Below are 13947 nucleotides of genomic sequence, written 5' to 3'. Positions count from 1 at the left end.
GTCAGGCGCAGACGCCCGGCAGCACGGACGGGCTGGGCGACGGGTCGGGCGAGGCGCCCCCGCCGTCCTTGCCGCCGCGGGTGCCGCCGTCCTGCCCGTCCGTGCTGCCGGGCGACGCCACGTCGTCGTCGACCGCCGTCGCGTCGTCCGGGGTGGCGTCGGGGGTGGCGTCCGGGGAGGCGGAGCCCGTGCCGCCGTCGCCCTTCGAGCCGCCCGCCTTCTGGGCCGGCGCGGTCCCCGGCGGCGCCTCGTCGGCACGGATCCGCTCCCAGATCGTGTCGGCCTCCGACGTCCACACGACGCGGTTGGGGTCCCCCGGGGCCTCGACGACGGGCACCGAGGTGAACACGATCTGGGACGGGTCGATGTCGCGGATGCTCCACGCGAGGCCGGCGAGCGCCGTCGGGCTCGCGAGCTCGGGGTCGGTCGAGATGGAGCCGAGGATCTCGCGCACCATGCGGTACAGGCGGGGCGAGTCGGTGATGACGTTCTGCGACAGGATCTCCCGCATGGCGGCGTCGAAGAAGGCCTGCTGCCGCTCGATGCGCTTGAGGTCGCTGCCGATCTCCAGCCCCATGCCCTCGCCCTTGCGGGCGCGCAGGAAGTTGATCGCGGTGTACCCGTCCAGCTTCTGCTTCCCCTCGGGCAGGTCGAGGTCCACCCGCTTGCCCTTCACGGGCTCGGGCAGGCACATCGTCACGCCGCCGATGGCGTCGACGACGCCGATCACGCCCGTCATCTGCACCACGACGTGGTCGGAGATGCGCACCCCGGTGAGCTTCTCCACGGTGCGGATGGTGCAGGCGGCCGCGCCCGTCACGTCCTTGTCGGGCCCGCCACCCAGGGAGAACGAGGAGTTGAACATGGCGTTCGACTGCGGCGCGGTCTCGCCGCCGCCGGGGAGCTTGCAGGCGGGGATGTCCACGAGGGAGTCGCGCGGGATGGAGACGGCCTCGATCCGGCTGCGGTCCCCCGACAGGTGCACCAGCAGCGTGGTGTCCGAGTGGAACTCGTCCCCCTCGCCGGCGATCTCGGCGTTGGCCTCGTCGCGGAAGTCCGTGCCCATGACCAGGATGTTGAGGTCCTTGCCCGCGAACGGGTCGCTGGGGTCCCGCTCGGCCGCCACCTCGGGCGGGCGGTCGTCGCCGGCGAGCAGGTCGTCGACGTCGGACACGCCGATCTGCGAGCGCAGGTCGACGAACGACGCGACCGCGCCGGCCGCCACGAACGCCACCACCGCGGTGACGACGAGGGCGATCGTGCGGACGACCCGGTGCGAGGCGAGGCTGGTCGCGTGCCGTGGCAGGGTCCGCACAGCGCGAGCCTAGGCCCTGAGCAGCACGTTCGCGCGAGGGGTGCCCTGCGACCGGGCAGGTTCACCCCCCGCGCGACCGGTCATCCTCGGGCCGCGACCGCGGCGACCGCGAGGCCGGGCTGGTCGGAGAACACCCCGTCCAGACCCGTGTCGAGGAACGTGTCGAGCTCGGCCGCCAGGTCGCCGCGCGCGGCGGGGTCGGCCGACGAGCGGTGCTCGGCCGGCAGGAACTGGTTCTCGGCGCGGAACGTCCAGGCGTACGCGTCCAGCCCGGCGCGGTGCGCGTCGCGGACCACGGAGGTGGGCCTGCCGAGCGTCCCCTCGGCGGTGCGCGGGACGACGACGTCCTTCTCCAGGCTCACGACGTCCGCGTACCGGGCGACGTCGCGCAGCCCGCGCGGGGTCACCAGGTCGGCGTAGGTGCGCGGGTCGCCGGACGCCACCAGGTCGTACGGCGCGCCGCTCGCGGAGACGTTGAGCGCGAGGCGCACGTCGGTCCGCCGGTCGAGCTCGCGCAGGTTGGCGGTCTCGAACGACTGGACGACGACGGGCGCGCGCCGCGAGTCGAGGCCGTTCGCGCGGAGCTCGGCCACCAGCGGCGCCTCCAGCGAGAGGCCGACGGAGTCGAAGTAGGTCGGGTGCTTGGTCTCCGGCGCCACACCGACGGGCTCGCCGTCGCAGGTCTCCGAGCGGCGGGCGAGGTCGAGCACCTCGTCGAGGGTGGGCACCTGGTAGAGCCCGTCGTAGGCCGTGTTGTCCGGGCGCAGCTCGGGCAGCCGCTCGGTCGCGCGCAGCGTGCGCAGCTCGGCGAGCGTGAAGTCCTCGGTGAACCAGCCCGTGACCCGCTTCCCGTCGATCGTCTTCGTCGTGCGGCGGTCGGCGAACTCCGGGTGCTCGGCGACGTCGGTCGTGCCGCCGATCTCGTTCTCGTGCCGGGCCACCAGCACGCCGTCCTTGGTCGGCACGACGTCGGGCTCGATGACGTCCGCGCACTGCACGATCGCCTGCTCGTAGGCGGCGAGGGTGTGCTCGGGCCGGTCTCCGGACGCGCCGCGGTGCCCGACGACGGTGACGCCGTCGTCCCGGGTGCGCCGCTTCTCCAGGTCGATCACGACCATCTCGGTGTCGTCGGGCGTGCCGGGGGTGCGGGCCGCGTTGCCGGGGTAGTTGTTGTCGTTGCCGATGAGGATGCGGCCGTCGCGCAGCCGCAGCACCGTCTCGAACGACTGCACCGGCAGCGCGTACGTCTCGCCCAGGCCGTACCCCTCCCCCGCGTCGATCCCGCGGGGGTTCTCGACGCGCAGCGCGTCGAGCACGAGCTCCTTGCGGACGTACCCGTCCCGGTCCGTCTCGCTCAGGTCGATCTCGTAGACCCGCTTGGTGACCGACGCGGGCCCCTCGAAGTCGTCCCGCTCCACGATCCAGAACGAGTCCCGGCCGACGGCGAAGGCGTCGCCCAGCACGTTCGCCTCCTGGTCGGCCTGGTAGTCCCAGGTGCGGCCGGTGTACCGGCCGCGGCGGGTGTCGAACTCGTGGATCACCCGGCGGCGCTGGTCGGTGTCGTCGACGAGCGCGCCCTCGAGCACCGGGTACAGGTAGCGCCCGCCCTGGACACCCGCCATCGCCTCGAAGCCTCGGCTCGAGCGGACCGTGGGTACCTCGCCGTCGGCGAGGTAGGGGTTCTGCGGCGATCGCAGGCCGCCCGGCAGCGGGTACGGCTTCTCGAGCAGGGTCCCGCCCGAGTCGAAGTGCAGCAGGAACGGGCCGAACTCCTCGCCCACCCACAGCGTGCCGTCGTCGGCGCGCACCACGGACTCGACGTCGAAGTCCGCGCCGGTGAGCAGCCTCTCGTCCGTGTCGCCGCGCACGATGTCGAAGTCCAGCACGTGGTTCGCGTCGTTGTAGGAGACGTGGTCGAGCACCTCGATCTCGCCCGAGCCGGAGCCCCGGCGCCCCGTGTCCCAGTCGGGCTTCACGAGGTAGCTGCGCAGCAGGAAGTCCGCGGAGTTGCCCTGGCTGCCGAACCCGTTGTCGGGCTGCGCCCAGAACGTGCCGTCGCCGTTGTCGACCATCGCCGAGAAGCCGGGGATCACCTGCCCGTCCCAGGGGCCCTGCCGGCCGTTGGCGGCGGACGCCTGCGCGCCCGACGGCGGGCCCTCGGCGAGGAAGTCCGCGGACAGCGTCGCGCGACCCTCGAGGGTCGGGACGAGGTGCGTCGTGCCGTGACCTGGCCTCTCGCGGCCGGTGTTCCCGTGGGCGCCGTCGTCCCCGGGGTGGCCGCCCGCGACGGCGGCGCCGCTGGTGAGCACGACCGCCAGGGCCGTCCCGGCCGCGGCGGCGCCCAGGAGGCGGGCATGGAGCGGTGATCGAGTCATGGGCCGATCCCACCGACGCGGCACGACGGCGACCCGAACCCCGGGTGAATCCTGGCCGTCCGCTGGATGACGATCCGGGACACCGTCCCGCGTGACCCCTAGATCTGCTAGGTTCAACACCCCTAGCAGATCTAGACATAGGAGCCCGAGGTGCGCTTCGACAAGGACCTGGTGGCGGCGACCGCCACCCCGCTCGTGCTCGGCATCCTCGCCGAGGGCGAGTCGTACGGGTACGCCATCCTCAAACGGGTCACGGAGCTCTCGGGCGGACGGATGCAGTGGACCGACGGGATGCTCTACCCCCTGCTGCACCGGCTCGAGCGCCTGGGTCTGGTCGTCGCGACGTGGGGCACGTCGGAGGCCGGCCGCCGGCGCAAGCACTACGCGCTGACGCCCGCCGGTCGTGCGGCCCTGGCCGAGCGCCAGGAGCAGTGGTCCGTCGTCGCCGACGTGCTGCAGCAGGTCTGGAAGTCTGCCCAGCAGGCCGCGCAGGCCCCCGCCCGCCCCGCCGTCGCGGAGGGCTGGGCCTGATGGGCGACCGGGAGCGCCTCGAGGCGCAGATCGACCAGTGGCGCTCGTACGTGCAGCGGCACCGCGCCGTCTCGGCCGCCGACGTGGACGAGATGACCGACCACCTGCGCGGCCGCGTGGACGACCTCGTCGCCACCGGGCTCGACGACGACGAGGCGTTCCTCGTCGCGGTGCGGCGGATGGGCAATCTCGACGCCGTCTCCCGCGAGTTCGCCCGCGAGCACTCGGAGCGGCTGTGGAAGCAGCTCGTGCTGGTGCCCGAGGACACCGCGCCGGAGTCCGGCCCCGCCTGGCGCGAGCTCGCCGTCGTCCTCGCGCTCGCCGTGGGCGCGGGGATCGCGATGAAGGTCGCGCTCGCCGCCTTCGACGCCGACTCGGTGCTGCTGCGCAACGTCCCGCTGATGACGGCGCCGTTCCTGGCCGCGTACTTCGTCTGGAAGCGCCGGGTCGCCTGGCGCGTGGTCGCCGCGCTGCTGGTGCCCTACGCGCTGCTCGCCGTCGTGCTCAACGTGTACCCCTACGTCGAGGACGGCTCGACGGTGGTGCTCGCCGCCCTGCACGCCCCCGTCGTGCTGTGGGCGCTGGTCGGCGTGGTGTACGTGGGCGGCCGGTGGCGGGACCAGGACCCGCGGATGGACTTCGCACGCTTCACCGGCGAGCTGGTCGTGTACGTCACGCTGCTCGCGATCGGCGGCGGGGTGCTGCTCGGCCTCACCGCCGCCACGCTGAGCCTCGTGGGCGTGGACATCGAGCCCGCGATGGAGTGGATCATGCCGTTCGCGGTGCCCGGCGCCGTGGTGGTGGGCGCCTGGCTGGTCGAGGCGAAGCAGGACGTGGTGGAGAACATCGCCCCGGTGCTGACCCGCGTCTTCACCCCGCTGACCACGGTGATGCTGCTGGTGACGCTGGTCGTGCTGCTCACCGCGGGCGACCTCGCCGCCGCGGACCGCGACCTGCTCATCCTCATGGACGCGATCCTCGTCCTGGTGCTCTGCCTGCTGCTCTACTCCGTCTCGGCCCGCGACTCGCTCGCCCGCCCGGGCTGGTTCGACGGGTTGCAGCTGGTGCTCGTCACTGCCGCGCTCGCCGTGGACGCCGTCGCGCTCACCGCGATGCTCACCCGCATCGCCGAGTTCGGCTTCAGCCCCAACAAGGTGGCCGCCCTCGGCCTCAACCTGCTCCTGCTGGTGCACCTGGCCCGGTCCGGCCTGCTGCTGCTCGGCTTCCTGCGCGAGCGGCGGCCGTTCGGCGCGCTGGTCCGCTGGCAGACCCGCTTCCTGCCGGTGTACGCCGTGTGGGCGGCGCTGGTCGTGGTCGCCTTCGGCCCGGTCTTCGGCTTCGCCTGAAGCGCCTCGCCCCTGCCGAACATGCGGTGGCGCGCGTTCTGAGCGCTCAGAACGCGCGCCACCGCATGTTCGGCACGACGAGAGTCGGGTCAGGCCAGCTTGACCCAGCCGTCCTTGCGGTAGGCGGGCGTGGCGAACCCGAGCACGGCGAGCGCGCACGCCAGCGCGGCGAGCATCACCCAGGACATCGCGACGGCGTCGCCGCCGAGCACGCCCACCAGGGGCGAGACGACGCCCGCGACGCCGGACTGCACGGCGCCGATGACCGCGGCGGCGGTGCCGGCGCGCTCGCCGTGCCGGGACAGCGCGATCGCCGACGCGTTGGCGGGGATGAGCCCCTGGAACGCGAGCACGAGCCAGAGCATCGCGAGCAGCCCGATCAGTCCGCCGCCGCCGGTGAGGGCGACCACCAGCAGCCCGACCGCGACGACGCCCTGGATCGCGAGGGCGGCGCGCAGCAGCCTGATGGGCGCCACCCGACGCACCAGCGCCGCGTTCACCTGGGCGGACAGCACGAGCCCGAGACCGTTGACGGCGAACAGCACGGAGAACTGCGCGTGGCTCAGCCCGTAGCCCTGCTGGAAGATGAACGGCGACCCCACGACGTAGCTCATCAGCACCGCCTGCCCGAGGCCGGGGATGACGGCGAGCGCCATGAACTGCTTGTCCCTGATCAGCGTGCGGTAACCCGCGAACACGCTGCGCGCGCCGCCGGCCTGCCGGCGCTCGGCCGGCAGCGTCTCCGGCATGAGCCGCCACACGACGAGGCCCATCGCGACGCCCGCGAGCGCGAGGAACCCGAACACCCAGCGCCAGCCGGCCGCCGCCGCGACCGCGGAGCCGAAGGTCGGCGCCAGCATGGGCGCGACGCCGATGACGAGCATCAGCCGGGACAGGATGCGCGCGGCCTCGGCCCCCACGAACCGGTCGCGCACCACCGCCATCGCCGCGACGCCGCAGGCGGCGTTGAAGAAGCCCTGCAGCAGGCGCAGGCCGACGAGGATCGTCATGTTCGGCGCGAACGCGCACAGCACCGACGTCACGACGTGCAGCGCCAGGCCCCACATGAGCGGGGTGCGCCGCCCGAACCGGTCCGACAGCGGCCCGATGGTGAGCTGGCCCAGGGCGCCGCCGATGAGCATCACCGAGACGGACAGCTGCGCGAACGAGGCGGAGGAGCCGAGGTCCGTCGCCACCTCGGGCAGCGACGGCAGGTACATGTCGACGGTGAACGCGGGCAGCGCCGCGAGCGCGCCGAGCATGATGACCCAACGGTACGGAGAGCGGGCGCGCGGAAGTCTCGCGGAGGCGTCGGGCATGGCCGCCATCCTATCGAATCGTTACGACCGCGCCCAGGTCGATCCCCGGCGCCGGCCACCCGACTGTCGGTGGGATGCGTCACGATGGACCCATGTGCGGCCGCTACGCGTCCTTCCGCGACGCCCAGGACATCGCCGACGACCTCGCCGTCGCCGAGATCGCGGAGGACGCGCGCCTCCTGCCCCCGTCGTGGAACGTCGCCCCGACCGACCCGGTGCGCATCGTCGTCGAGCGACCGCGGCGGCTCGAGAGCGGCCAGACCGGCGAGATCACTCGCATGCTGCGGCTGGCGCGCTGGGGACTGGTCCCGTCGTGGGCCAAGGACCCGTCGGTCGGCGCGCGCATGATCAATGCCCGCACCGAGACGCTGCTGGACAAGCCCGCGTTCGCCAAGCCGCTCGGCGTCCGCCGCTGCCTGCTCCCGGCCGACGGCTACTACGAGTGGCGCAAGCTCGAGCTGCCGCCGGGGGCGTCCGCCCGGGCGAAGGTGCCCAAGCAGCCCTACTGGATCCACCCGGACGACGGCGGCGTCGCGGCGCTCGCCGGGCTCTACGAGTTCTGGCGCGACCGGTCGAAGGCCGACGACGACCCCGACCGCTGGCTCGTCTCGGCGACGGTGATCACCACGGCGGCGTCGGCCGACCTCGAGCGCATCCACGACCGCATGCCCGTGGTGCTGCCGCGCGCGTCGTGGGACGCCTGGCTCGACCCCGCGGTCGGGGCCGAGCAGGCGATGGGCGTCGTCACGGGCCCGCAGGTCGAGATGGCCACCCGCCCGGTGGGCGACGCCGTGGGGTCGGTGCAGAACAACCGGCCGTCCCTCCTCGACGTCGACCCCGACCCGCGGGACCCGGACGTGGTCACCGCGGGCCGGGGGTGACCGCCGTCAGGCGCCGGTGTACGCGCGCTGCAGCCGCACCGGCGTGATCTCGCCGATGCCCTGCACCTCCTGCGGAGGCTGCGCGGTCAGCGCGTAGCGGGACGACGACGCGAGCAGGGACGCGGTGTGCGGATCCACCAGCACGGAGGCCGGCTCGGCGAGCTCGGTGATGCGGGAGGCGAGGTTCACGTCGGAGCCGAACACGTCGCCGAACCGCGACAGCACCCGCCCCCACACGAACCCGACGCGCACGGGGATCTCCGTCTCCGTCGCGTGCGGCGCGGCCAGCCCTAGCGCCACCTCGGCGCCCGTCGTCACGTCGTCGGCCACGAACAGCACCGCGTCGCCGATGGTCTTGACCACGCGCCCGCCGGCCTCGGTGATGACGTCGCGGGCGCGGGACTCGAAGAGCTGCACGAACTCCGACAGCTCCTGCGACCCCAGACCGGCCGTGCGCTTGGTGAACGACACGATGTCGGCGAAGCCGACGGCGCGCGGCAGCGGCAGCTCGTCGTCGTGGGCCTCCTGGGTGCCGCGGCGCGCGCCCCCGAACTCGGTGGCCAGCCGCCCGGTGAGCGCGGCCAGCTGGCGCCGCCAGGCGTGCTCGAGCTGGCGCGACAGCTGCGAGGTGAGGTCCGGCACGCGGTCGATGGCGGCGAGCCGCGCGCTGACGTCGTCCAGGCCGTCGCGGCGGCTGAAGTGCTCGACGAACGCCTCCACCTGCCACAGCGCCAGCCGGTCCGTCGTGTGCCCGAGGGAGCGGATGAGCGTCATCTGGGCCTGCTCGTCCAGCCGCTCGGCGTCCACGAGCTCGCCGATCTCGCGCAGCGCCTGCATGTCCGCGTCGGTGAACCCCACCTCGGTGGGGTGGGTGACGGGCAGCCCCAGCCAGCGCCAGTAGTTCTCGATGAACTCCTGCGACAGGCCGGTGCCCTCCACGAGGTCCGACAGCGTGTACCGGCGCGGGCCGCCGAGGATCTCCTCGTCCAGCCGGGCCGCCGTGTCTCCCGGCCGCCGGGCGTCGTCGTCCGTCGGCAGTCCGGGTCCCGTCGTGGTGTCGCTCGTCACGCCCCCACTGTAGTCAGCGCACGCTGTGCCCCGGCTGGGAGCCGTGGTCACGCCGACGGGCGGGACCGATGAGTTCCGGTCCTGCCGGCGGTCGACGAGCACGACCTGAAGACGACCTGCCCGCTGCACGAGAGGACCGTGACGATGCCCCGCAACCACAGGACCGGCACGGCACGTGCCTTCCGCTTCGGCGTCGTCGCCCCCGTCGGGCCCGACCTGGCCGCGTGGCGGGACCAGGCGCGCCGGATCGCCGACCAGGGGTACTCGACCCTGCTGATGCCCGACGTCCAGCAGTGGCAGCCCGCCCCCGGCCCCACCCTGGCCGTCGCGGCGACGCTGACCGACCTGCGGGTCGGCACGTGGGTGTATGCCGCTCCGCTGCGCCCGGCCCGGAACCTGGCGTGGGAGGCGCACAGCCTGTCGGTGCTGACCGAGGGGCGGTTCGAGCTGGGCATCGGAGCGGGGAGGCCGGGGATCGAGGACGAGCTGCGCGAGCTCGGCATGCCCGTCCTGCCTGCGCGCCAGCGGCTGGCGCGCATCGGCGAGACGGTCGCGCTGCTCCGCGAGCTCGACGGCTCGGCCGGGCGCACCCCGGTGGTGATGGCGGTGCGAGGCCCGACGGCCCGAGCCGTCGCGGTCGAGCTGGCCGACACGGCCACGGTCGCGATCATGCCCGACGACACGCGGGCCACGACGATGCGGGTCGCGGCGGATCTCCGGGAACGCCCCGACCTCGAGCTGGCGTTCCACGCGGCCGTGGTCGGCGACACCGTCTCCCCGTTCATGGCGCCGCCCGACACCGACACCGACGCGCTGCGCGCGGCGGACTCGCTGCTGCAGCTTCCCGCCGACCCGGGAGCAGCCACCGAGGAGATCCTGCGGCGACGGGAGGAGGGCGGCTTCTCCTACGTCGTCGTCGGCGCGGACGCGGCCGACCGCCTCGCGCCCGTCGTCGCCGAGCTCGCCGGCCGCTGACCGCCGCCCGCGGGGAGCAGCGGTCAGGCCGTGCGCAGGTGGTGCACGTCGCCCGCGGTGACGACGCGCTCGCCGTCGGGGGCCGCGACGACGAGCGACCCGTCGTCGGCGACCCGCACGGCCTGCCCCTCGACGACCGTCGCCCCGCCCGCCAGCTCCACGCGCACCCGCGTGCCGAGCGTCGCCGAGCGCGCCGCGTACTCGGCGGCCAGGCCCGCCGCCCCGGCGTCGCCGCCCGCGGCCGCGAGCCGCCCGACGGCCGCGACCAGCTCTCGGACCACCGCCGCGAGCAGCGCGCCCCGGTCCGCGTCCACGCCCGCGAGCGCCAGCGACGTCGCGGTGGGCACGGGCAGCTCGTCCGCGGCCTGCGCGACGTTGAGCCCCACGCCGACGACGACGGCCGGCGGCACGTGCTGCCCGGGAACGACCTCCGCGAGGAGCCCGGCCACCTTCCGGAACGCGCCGAACCCGGGCACGGCCTCGGCCGCGGGCAGGAGCACGTCGTTCGGCCACTTGAGGCGTGCCTCGACGCCCGACGCGTCCAGGGCGCGGGCGACGGCGAGCCCGGCCACCAGCGGCACCCACCCCAGGGCGGCGGCCGGCACCCGCGGCCGCAGCAGGGTCGACACGGTGAGCGCGGCGCGGGCCGGCGTCTCCCACGCCCGGCCGGCCCGGCCGCGCCCGGCCGTCTGGTGCTCGGCGACGAGCGCCGCGGGTGCGGGCCACTCCCGCGGCGCCCGGCGCACGGCGTCGACCAGGTCGACGTTAGTGGATCCTGACTCCTCGACGACGTCGAGGCGGGCGAGGGGGCCGGCCGGCGCGAGCAGGTCGCGGCGCAGGGCGGTCAGGTCGAGGGGGTCACGGCTCACGCCCCGATCGTCCCGCATCTCACCGCCGCCGACCCTTTGTGGGGTCCCTCCAAAGAATCCGGGCGGGCCGCAGCCTGTCGCGCATCGATGCGTGGCAACCCACCAACTAGGGTCGGTCGGGTGAACGACGCCACCTCCTCGACCGGCCCTTCGACCGACACCGATTCGACCGCCCCGGCCGGCACCGCCGCCAAGCTCGCCGACCTGGGGCGCCGCCGGGCCGAGGCCGGGGCCGACGCCGAGGAGAAGGCGAAGGCGCGGCAGCACCCGCGCGGCAAGAAGACGGCCCGCGAGCGCATCGAGGCGCTGCTGGACGAGGGCAGCTTCGTCGAGCTCGACGCCCTGGCCATGCACCGCAGCCGCAACTTCGGCCTCGACAAGCGGCGCGTCGCGGGCGACGGCGTCGTGACCGGGCACGGCACGATCGACGGCCGCCAGGTGTGCGTGTTCAGCCAGGACTTCACGGTCTTCGGCGGCTCGCTCGGCGAGGTGCACGGCGAGAAGATCGCCAAGGTGCAGGACCTCGCGCTGCGCACGGGCGTGCCGATCATCGGCATCTCGGACGGCGGCGGCGCGCGCATCCAGGAGGGCGTGGCCGCGCTGACGCAGTTCGCGGAGATGTTCCGGCGCAACGTCGCGGCCTCCGGCGTGATCCCGCAGATCTCGCTCATCCTCGGCCCCAGCGCGGGCGGCGCGGTCTACTCCCCCGCCCTGACGGACTTCATCGTCATGGCCGACGGCACCTCCAACATGTTCATCACCGGCCCGGACGTGATCCGCACGGTGACGGGCGAGGACGTCGACTTCGAGACCCTCGGCGGCGGCCGCACGCACAACGCGACGTCGGGCGTGGCCCACTACCTGGGCGCGGACGAGGACGACGCGATCGACTACGTGCGCCACCTGATCGGCTACCTGCCGCAGAACAACCTGGGCGACGCGCCGTCGTTCCCGCCCGAGGACGAGACGCCGCTGGAGGTCACCGAGGACGACGAGGCGCTCGACGTCATCGTCCCGGACAGCGACAACCAGCCGTACGACATGCGCGCCGTGGTGGAGGCCGTCCTCGACCCGGAGTCGTTCCTCGAGGTGCAGCCGCTGTTCGCGCAGAACGTGCTGATCGGCTTCGGGCACGTCGAGGGGCAGTCGGTGGGCATCATCGCCAACCAACCGCTGTCCATGGCCGGCACGCTCGACATCGACGCCGCCGAGAAGGCGGCGCGGTTCGTGCGCACCTGCGACGCGTTCAACCTGCCGGTGCTGACGTTCGTCGACGTGCCGGGCTTCCTGCCGGGCGTCGGCCAGGAGCACCAGGGCATCATCCGCCGCGGCGCCAAGCTCATCTACGCCTACGCCGAGGCGACCGTGCCGCTGGTCACCGTCATCACCCGCAAGGCGTACGGCGGCGCGTACATCGTCATGGGCTCCAAGCAGCTCGGCGCCGACGTCAACCTCGCCTGGCCGACCGCGCAGGTCGCCGTCATGGGCGCGTCCGGCGCCGTGAACATCCTGCAGCGCTCGGCGCTCAAGGAGGTCGCGGAGTCCGGCGGCGACGTCGAGGCGGAGCGGCAGCGCCTCACGGACGAGTACACCGAGGCGATCGTCAACCCGTGGGACGCAGCCGAGCGCGGCTACGTGGACGCCGTCATCCGGCCGTCCGAGACGCGGGTCCAGGTGGTCCGCGCCCTGCGCGCCCTGCGCACCAAGCGCGCGAGCCTGCCGCCCAAGAAGCACGGCAACATCCCGCTGTGACCGTCACCGCTGGTTGAGCTTGTCGATACCCGTTCCGCCGCCCTTCGACAAGCTCAGGGACCGAAAGAGACAATGACCCGATGAGCCACGAGGACGCCACGCACGGACCCGCCCCCCTGGGGTCGGTCGACCCCGACCCGATGCACCGCGCCGTCGACGCGCTCGCGGCCGCGCTGCACGAGTACGTGCAGACCGCGGTCGGCGTGCGCGCCGAGTTCGGCGCCGCCGAGGCGGACGAGGACCCGCGCGTGCTCGCCCTGGAGAACCGGGTGGGCCAGCTCAACGCCGCCGTCTTCGACGCGCTGCACGACGGCCTGGGCATGCACCCCGACCTCACGAGCTCCGTGTGGGAGGGCGACGACGAGGAGCCCGAGCACGCGCACGACGCCCCGGAGGGCGCCGTCCCGGCCGAGGTGTTCTACCTCGGGTTCGTGGTGGCCGACCCGGCGCCGGGCTCCCCCGGCACGCTGGACGGCGTCGTCGAGCTGCTGGACGAGTCGGGCGCCGACGTCGCCCAGCGCCTGTTCGACGGCGGCTACGAGGTCGCCGAGTGGGCGACGTCGCGCGGCGCCGCGGTGGAGTTCGGCGACGACGACCTCGACGACGAGCTCGAGGACGAGGCTGCCGACGAGGACGACACCGACGGCGACGACCCGCTGGGAGGTGCGCGATGAGCCGTGCCGAGCACAGCACCGAGCACAGCGTGCGCGTGGTGCGCGGCCGGCCCGACGACGTCGAGGTCGCCGCGCTGGTCGCCGGTCTCGCGGCGGTGGCGTCGGCGACCGGCCTGCCCGACGACGAGGCGCCCGTCGACGAGTGGACCAACCGCGCCCGCACGGTGCGCGGCAACGGCGCGGGGGTGACCGCGAAGAACTTCGGCGGCCGCTGGGGCCGCCACAACGCCGACGCGTGGCGCTGGAGCCTGCACTCGTGAGCGTCGTCTTCCAGCAGGTCGAGGGCGCCGACGACGTCGACGCACCGCTGGAGGAGCTGCCCGCTCCCCCGCGGCCGGGCTGGTTGCGCCGCTGGCTGTGGGCGCCGGCCCTCGTGGTGACGGCGGGCCTGTACGTGGCGCGGCGCACCGTGGAGAACCCGTCCGGCGAGCTCGAGCTCTGGCTGTTCATGGGCATGCTCGCCGGCCTGATGGTCACCGCGGTCGCCGCCCTGGTGCGCTACCGGGACGACCAGCGCCGGGCGACGGAGGGCCGCGACGCCGAGGCGTTCGCCGCCGGGGCGCGGTCCGTCACCGGGACCGTCACCGTGAACGAACGACGCACCAGCTCCGGCCTGCTGCTCAGCGGGCTCGTGTCGTACCCCGCCGACGACGGCGTCGCCGACCAGGCCTACTCGCTGCTGGTGCGGCGCGACACGGAGGACGAGCTCCCGCCGCCGCGCGACGGCGACCCGGTGGGCGTCTGGTGGGCGCCGGGCACCGAGACGGTCGTGGTGCGCTACCACCGCGACTGGGCCGACGCCGTCCGCCGCCGCACGCGCAGGCGCTGAGGGCGGACCGCGG

The 13947-nt window shown here is 74.1% G+C and carries 13 protein-coding genes; 8 read left to right on the top strand and 5 right to left on the bottom strand.

The features are described 5' to 3' along the window. Position 1: 1 nt before the first annotated feature. Both AAG589_RS08650 and AAG589_RS08645 read right to left on the bottom strand, forming a co-directional pair. A complete protein-coding gene (locus AAG589_RS08650) occupies positions 2 to 1315 on the bottom strand; it encodes an LCP family protein (protein WP_430566835.1) in 1314 nt (437 codons plus the stop codon). Between the two features lie 80 nt (positions 1316 to 1395). Further along, positions 1396 to 3690, bottom strand: a complete 2295-nt coding sequence (locus AAG589_RS08645; protein ID WP_430566834.1) for an esterase-like activity of phytase family protein — start codon at positions 3688 to 3690, stop codon at positions 1396 to 1398. A gap of 150 nt (positions 3691 to 3840) precedes the next feature. Between AAG589_RS08645 and AAG589_RS08640 the strand changes: the two genes are divergently transcribed. Next, entirely contained in the window at positions 3841 to 4221 is a 381-nt protein-coding gene (locus AAG589_RS08640; RefSeq protein WP_430566833.1) for a PadR family transcriptional regulator, read from the top strand. After that, the gene (locus tag AAG589_RS08635; RefSeq protein ID WP_430566832.1) at positions 4221 to 5567 is read left to right on the top strand and encodes a permease prefix domain 1-containing protein; all 1347 of its coding nucleotides are present in this window, start codon (positions 4221 to 4223) and stop codon (positions 5565 to 5567) included. The genes AAG589_RS08640 and AAG589_RS08635 overlap by 1 nt, the downstream gene beginning before the upstream one ends. 89 nt (positions 5568 to 5656) lie before the next feature. Here the strand turns inward: AAG589_RS08635 and AAG589_RS08630 are convergent, their stop codons facing one another. Beyond that, entirely contained in the window at positions 5657 to 6886 is a 1230-nt protein-coding gene (locus AAG589_RS08630) for a multidrug effflux MFS transporter (RefSeq protein WP_430566831.1), read from the bottom strand. 92 nt (positions 6887 to 6978) lie between these two features. Between AAG589_RS08630 and AAG589_RS08625 the strand changes: the two genes are divergently transcribed. Beyond that, positions 6979 to 7767, top strand: a complete 789-nt coding sequence (locus tag AAG589_RS08625; protein ID WP_430566830.1) for an SOS response-associated peptidase — start codon at positions 6979 to 6981, stop codon at positions 7765 to 7767. A gap of 6 nt (positions 7768 to 7773) precedes the next feature. On the opposite strand, the gene AAG589_RS08620 is transcribed toward AAG589_RS08625, so the two are convergent. Then, complete coding sequence (locus tag AAG589_RS08620) at positions 7774 to 8835, bottom strand: adenylate/guanylate cyclase domain-containing protein (protein ID WP_430566829.1); 1062 nt, start codon at positions 8833 to 8835, stop codon at positions 7774 to 7776. A 144-nt stretch (positions 8836 to 8979) separates the two neighbouring features. On the opposite strand from AAG589_RS08620, the gene AAG589_RS08615 reads away from it, so the two are divergent. Continuing rightward, positions 8980 to 9810 carry an LLM class flavin-dependent oxidoreductase gene (locus AAG589_RS08615; RefSeq protein ID WP_430566828.1) on the top strand — a complete coding sequence of 277 codons (831 nt, stop codon included), beginning with the start codon at positions 8980 to 8982 and terminating at the stop codon, positions 9808 to 9810. 23 nt (positions 9811 to 9833) lie between these two features. Here AAG589_RS08615 and AAG589_RS08610 read toward each other — a convergent pair whose 3' ends face one another. Next, complete coding sequence (locus AAG589_RS08610) at positions 9834 to 10679, bottom strand: biotin--[acetyl-CoA-carboxylase] ligase (protein ID WP_430566827.1); 846 nt, start codon at positions 10677 to 10679, stop codon at positions 9834 to 9836. Between the two features lie 120 nt (positions 10680 to 10799). Between AAG589_RS08610 and AAG589_RS08605 the strand changes: the two genes are divergently transcribed. The 4 genes from AAG589_RS08605 (at position 10800) to AAG589_RS08590 (ending at position 13934) form a co-directional block, all read left to right on the top strand. Next, positions 10800 to 12431 (top strand): acyl-CoA carboxylase subunit beta, encoded by a 1632-nt coding sequence (locus tag AAG589_RS08605; RefSeq protein WP_430566826.1) that lies wholly within the window; start codon positions 10800 to 10802, stop codon positions 12429 to 12431. An 80-nt stretch (positions 12432 to 12511) separates the two neighbouring features. After that, entirely contained in the window at positions 12512 to 13105 is a 594-nt protein-coding gene (locus AAG589_RS08600; protein ID WP_430566825.1) for a hypothetical protein, read from the top strand. Next, positions 13102 to 13365 (top strand): acyl-CoA carboxylase epsilon subunit, encoded by a 264-nt coding sequence (locus AAG589_RS08595; protein WP_430566824.1) that lies wholly within the window; start codon positions 13102 to 13104, stop codon positions 13363 to 13365. Before AAG589_RS08600 ends, AAG589_RS08595 begins: the two co-directional genes overlap by 4 nt. Next, on the top strand, positions 13362 to 13934 hold the full coding sequence (locus AAG589_RS08590; RefSeq protein WP_430566823.1) for a hypothetical protein: 573 nt from the start codon (positions 13362 to 13364) through the stop codon (positions 13932 to 13934). Before AAG589_RS08595 ends, AAG589_RS08590 begins: the two co-directional genes overlap by 4 nt. Positions 13935 to 13947: the final 13 nt, after the last annotated feature.

It is taken from the genome of Isoptericola sp. F-RaC21, from assembly GCF_038593535.1.
In the GTDB taxonomy this organism is placed as follows: domain Bacteria; phylum Actinomycetota; class Actinomycetes; order Actinomycetales; family Cellulomonadaceae; genus Isoptericola.
This window is presented reverse-complemented; position numbering and strand designations above follow the sequence as displayed.

What these genes read in the sequence shown, in the direction of transcription:
- AAG589_RS08630 (WP_430566831.1), bottom strand. Translation starts at nt 6,886, where the DNA reads ATGCCCGACGCCTCCGCGAGACTTCCGCGCGCCCGCTCTCCGTACCGT.
- AAG589_RS08635 (WP_430566832.1), top strand. Translation starts at nt 4,221, where the DNA reads ATGGGCGACCGGGAGCGCCTCGAGGCGCAGATCGACCAGTGGCGCTCG.
- AAG589_RS08595 (WP_430566824.1), top strand. Translation starts at nt 13,102, where the DNA reads ATGAGCCGTGCCGAGCACAGCACCGAGCACAGCGTGCGCGTGGTGCGC.
- AAG589_RS08645 (WP_430566834.1), bottom strand. Translation starts at nt 3,690, where the DNA reads ATGACTCGATCACCGCTCCATGCCCGCCTCCTGGGCGCCGCCGCGGCC.
- AAG589_RS08600 (WP_430566825.1), top strand. Translation starts at nt 12,512, where the DNA reads ATGAGCCACGAGGACGCCACGCACGGACCCGCCCCCCTGGGGTCGGTC.
- AAG589_RS08615 (WP_430566828.1), top strand. Translation starts at nt 8,980, where the DNA reads ATGCCCCGCAACCACAGGACCGGCACGGCACGTGCCTTCCGCTTCGGC.
- AAG589_RS08625 (WP_430566830.1), top strand. Translation starts at nt 6,979, where the DNA reads ATGTGCGGCCGCTACGCGTCCTTCCGCGACGCCCAGGACATCGCCGAC.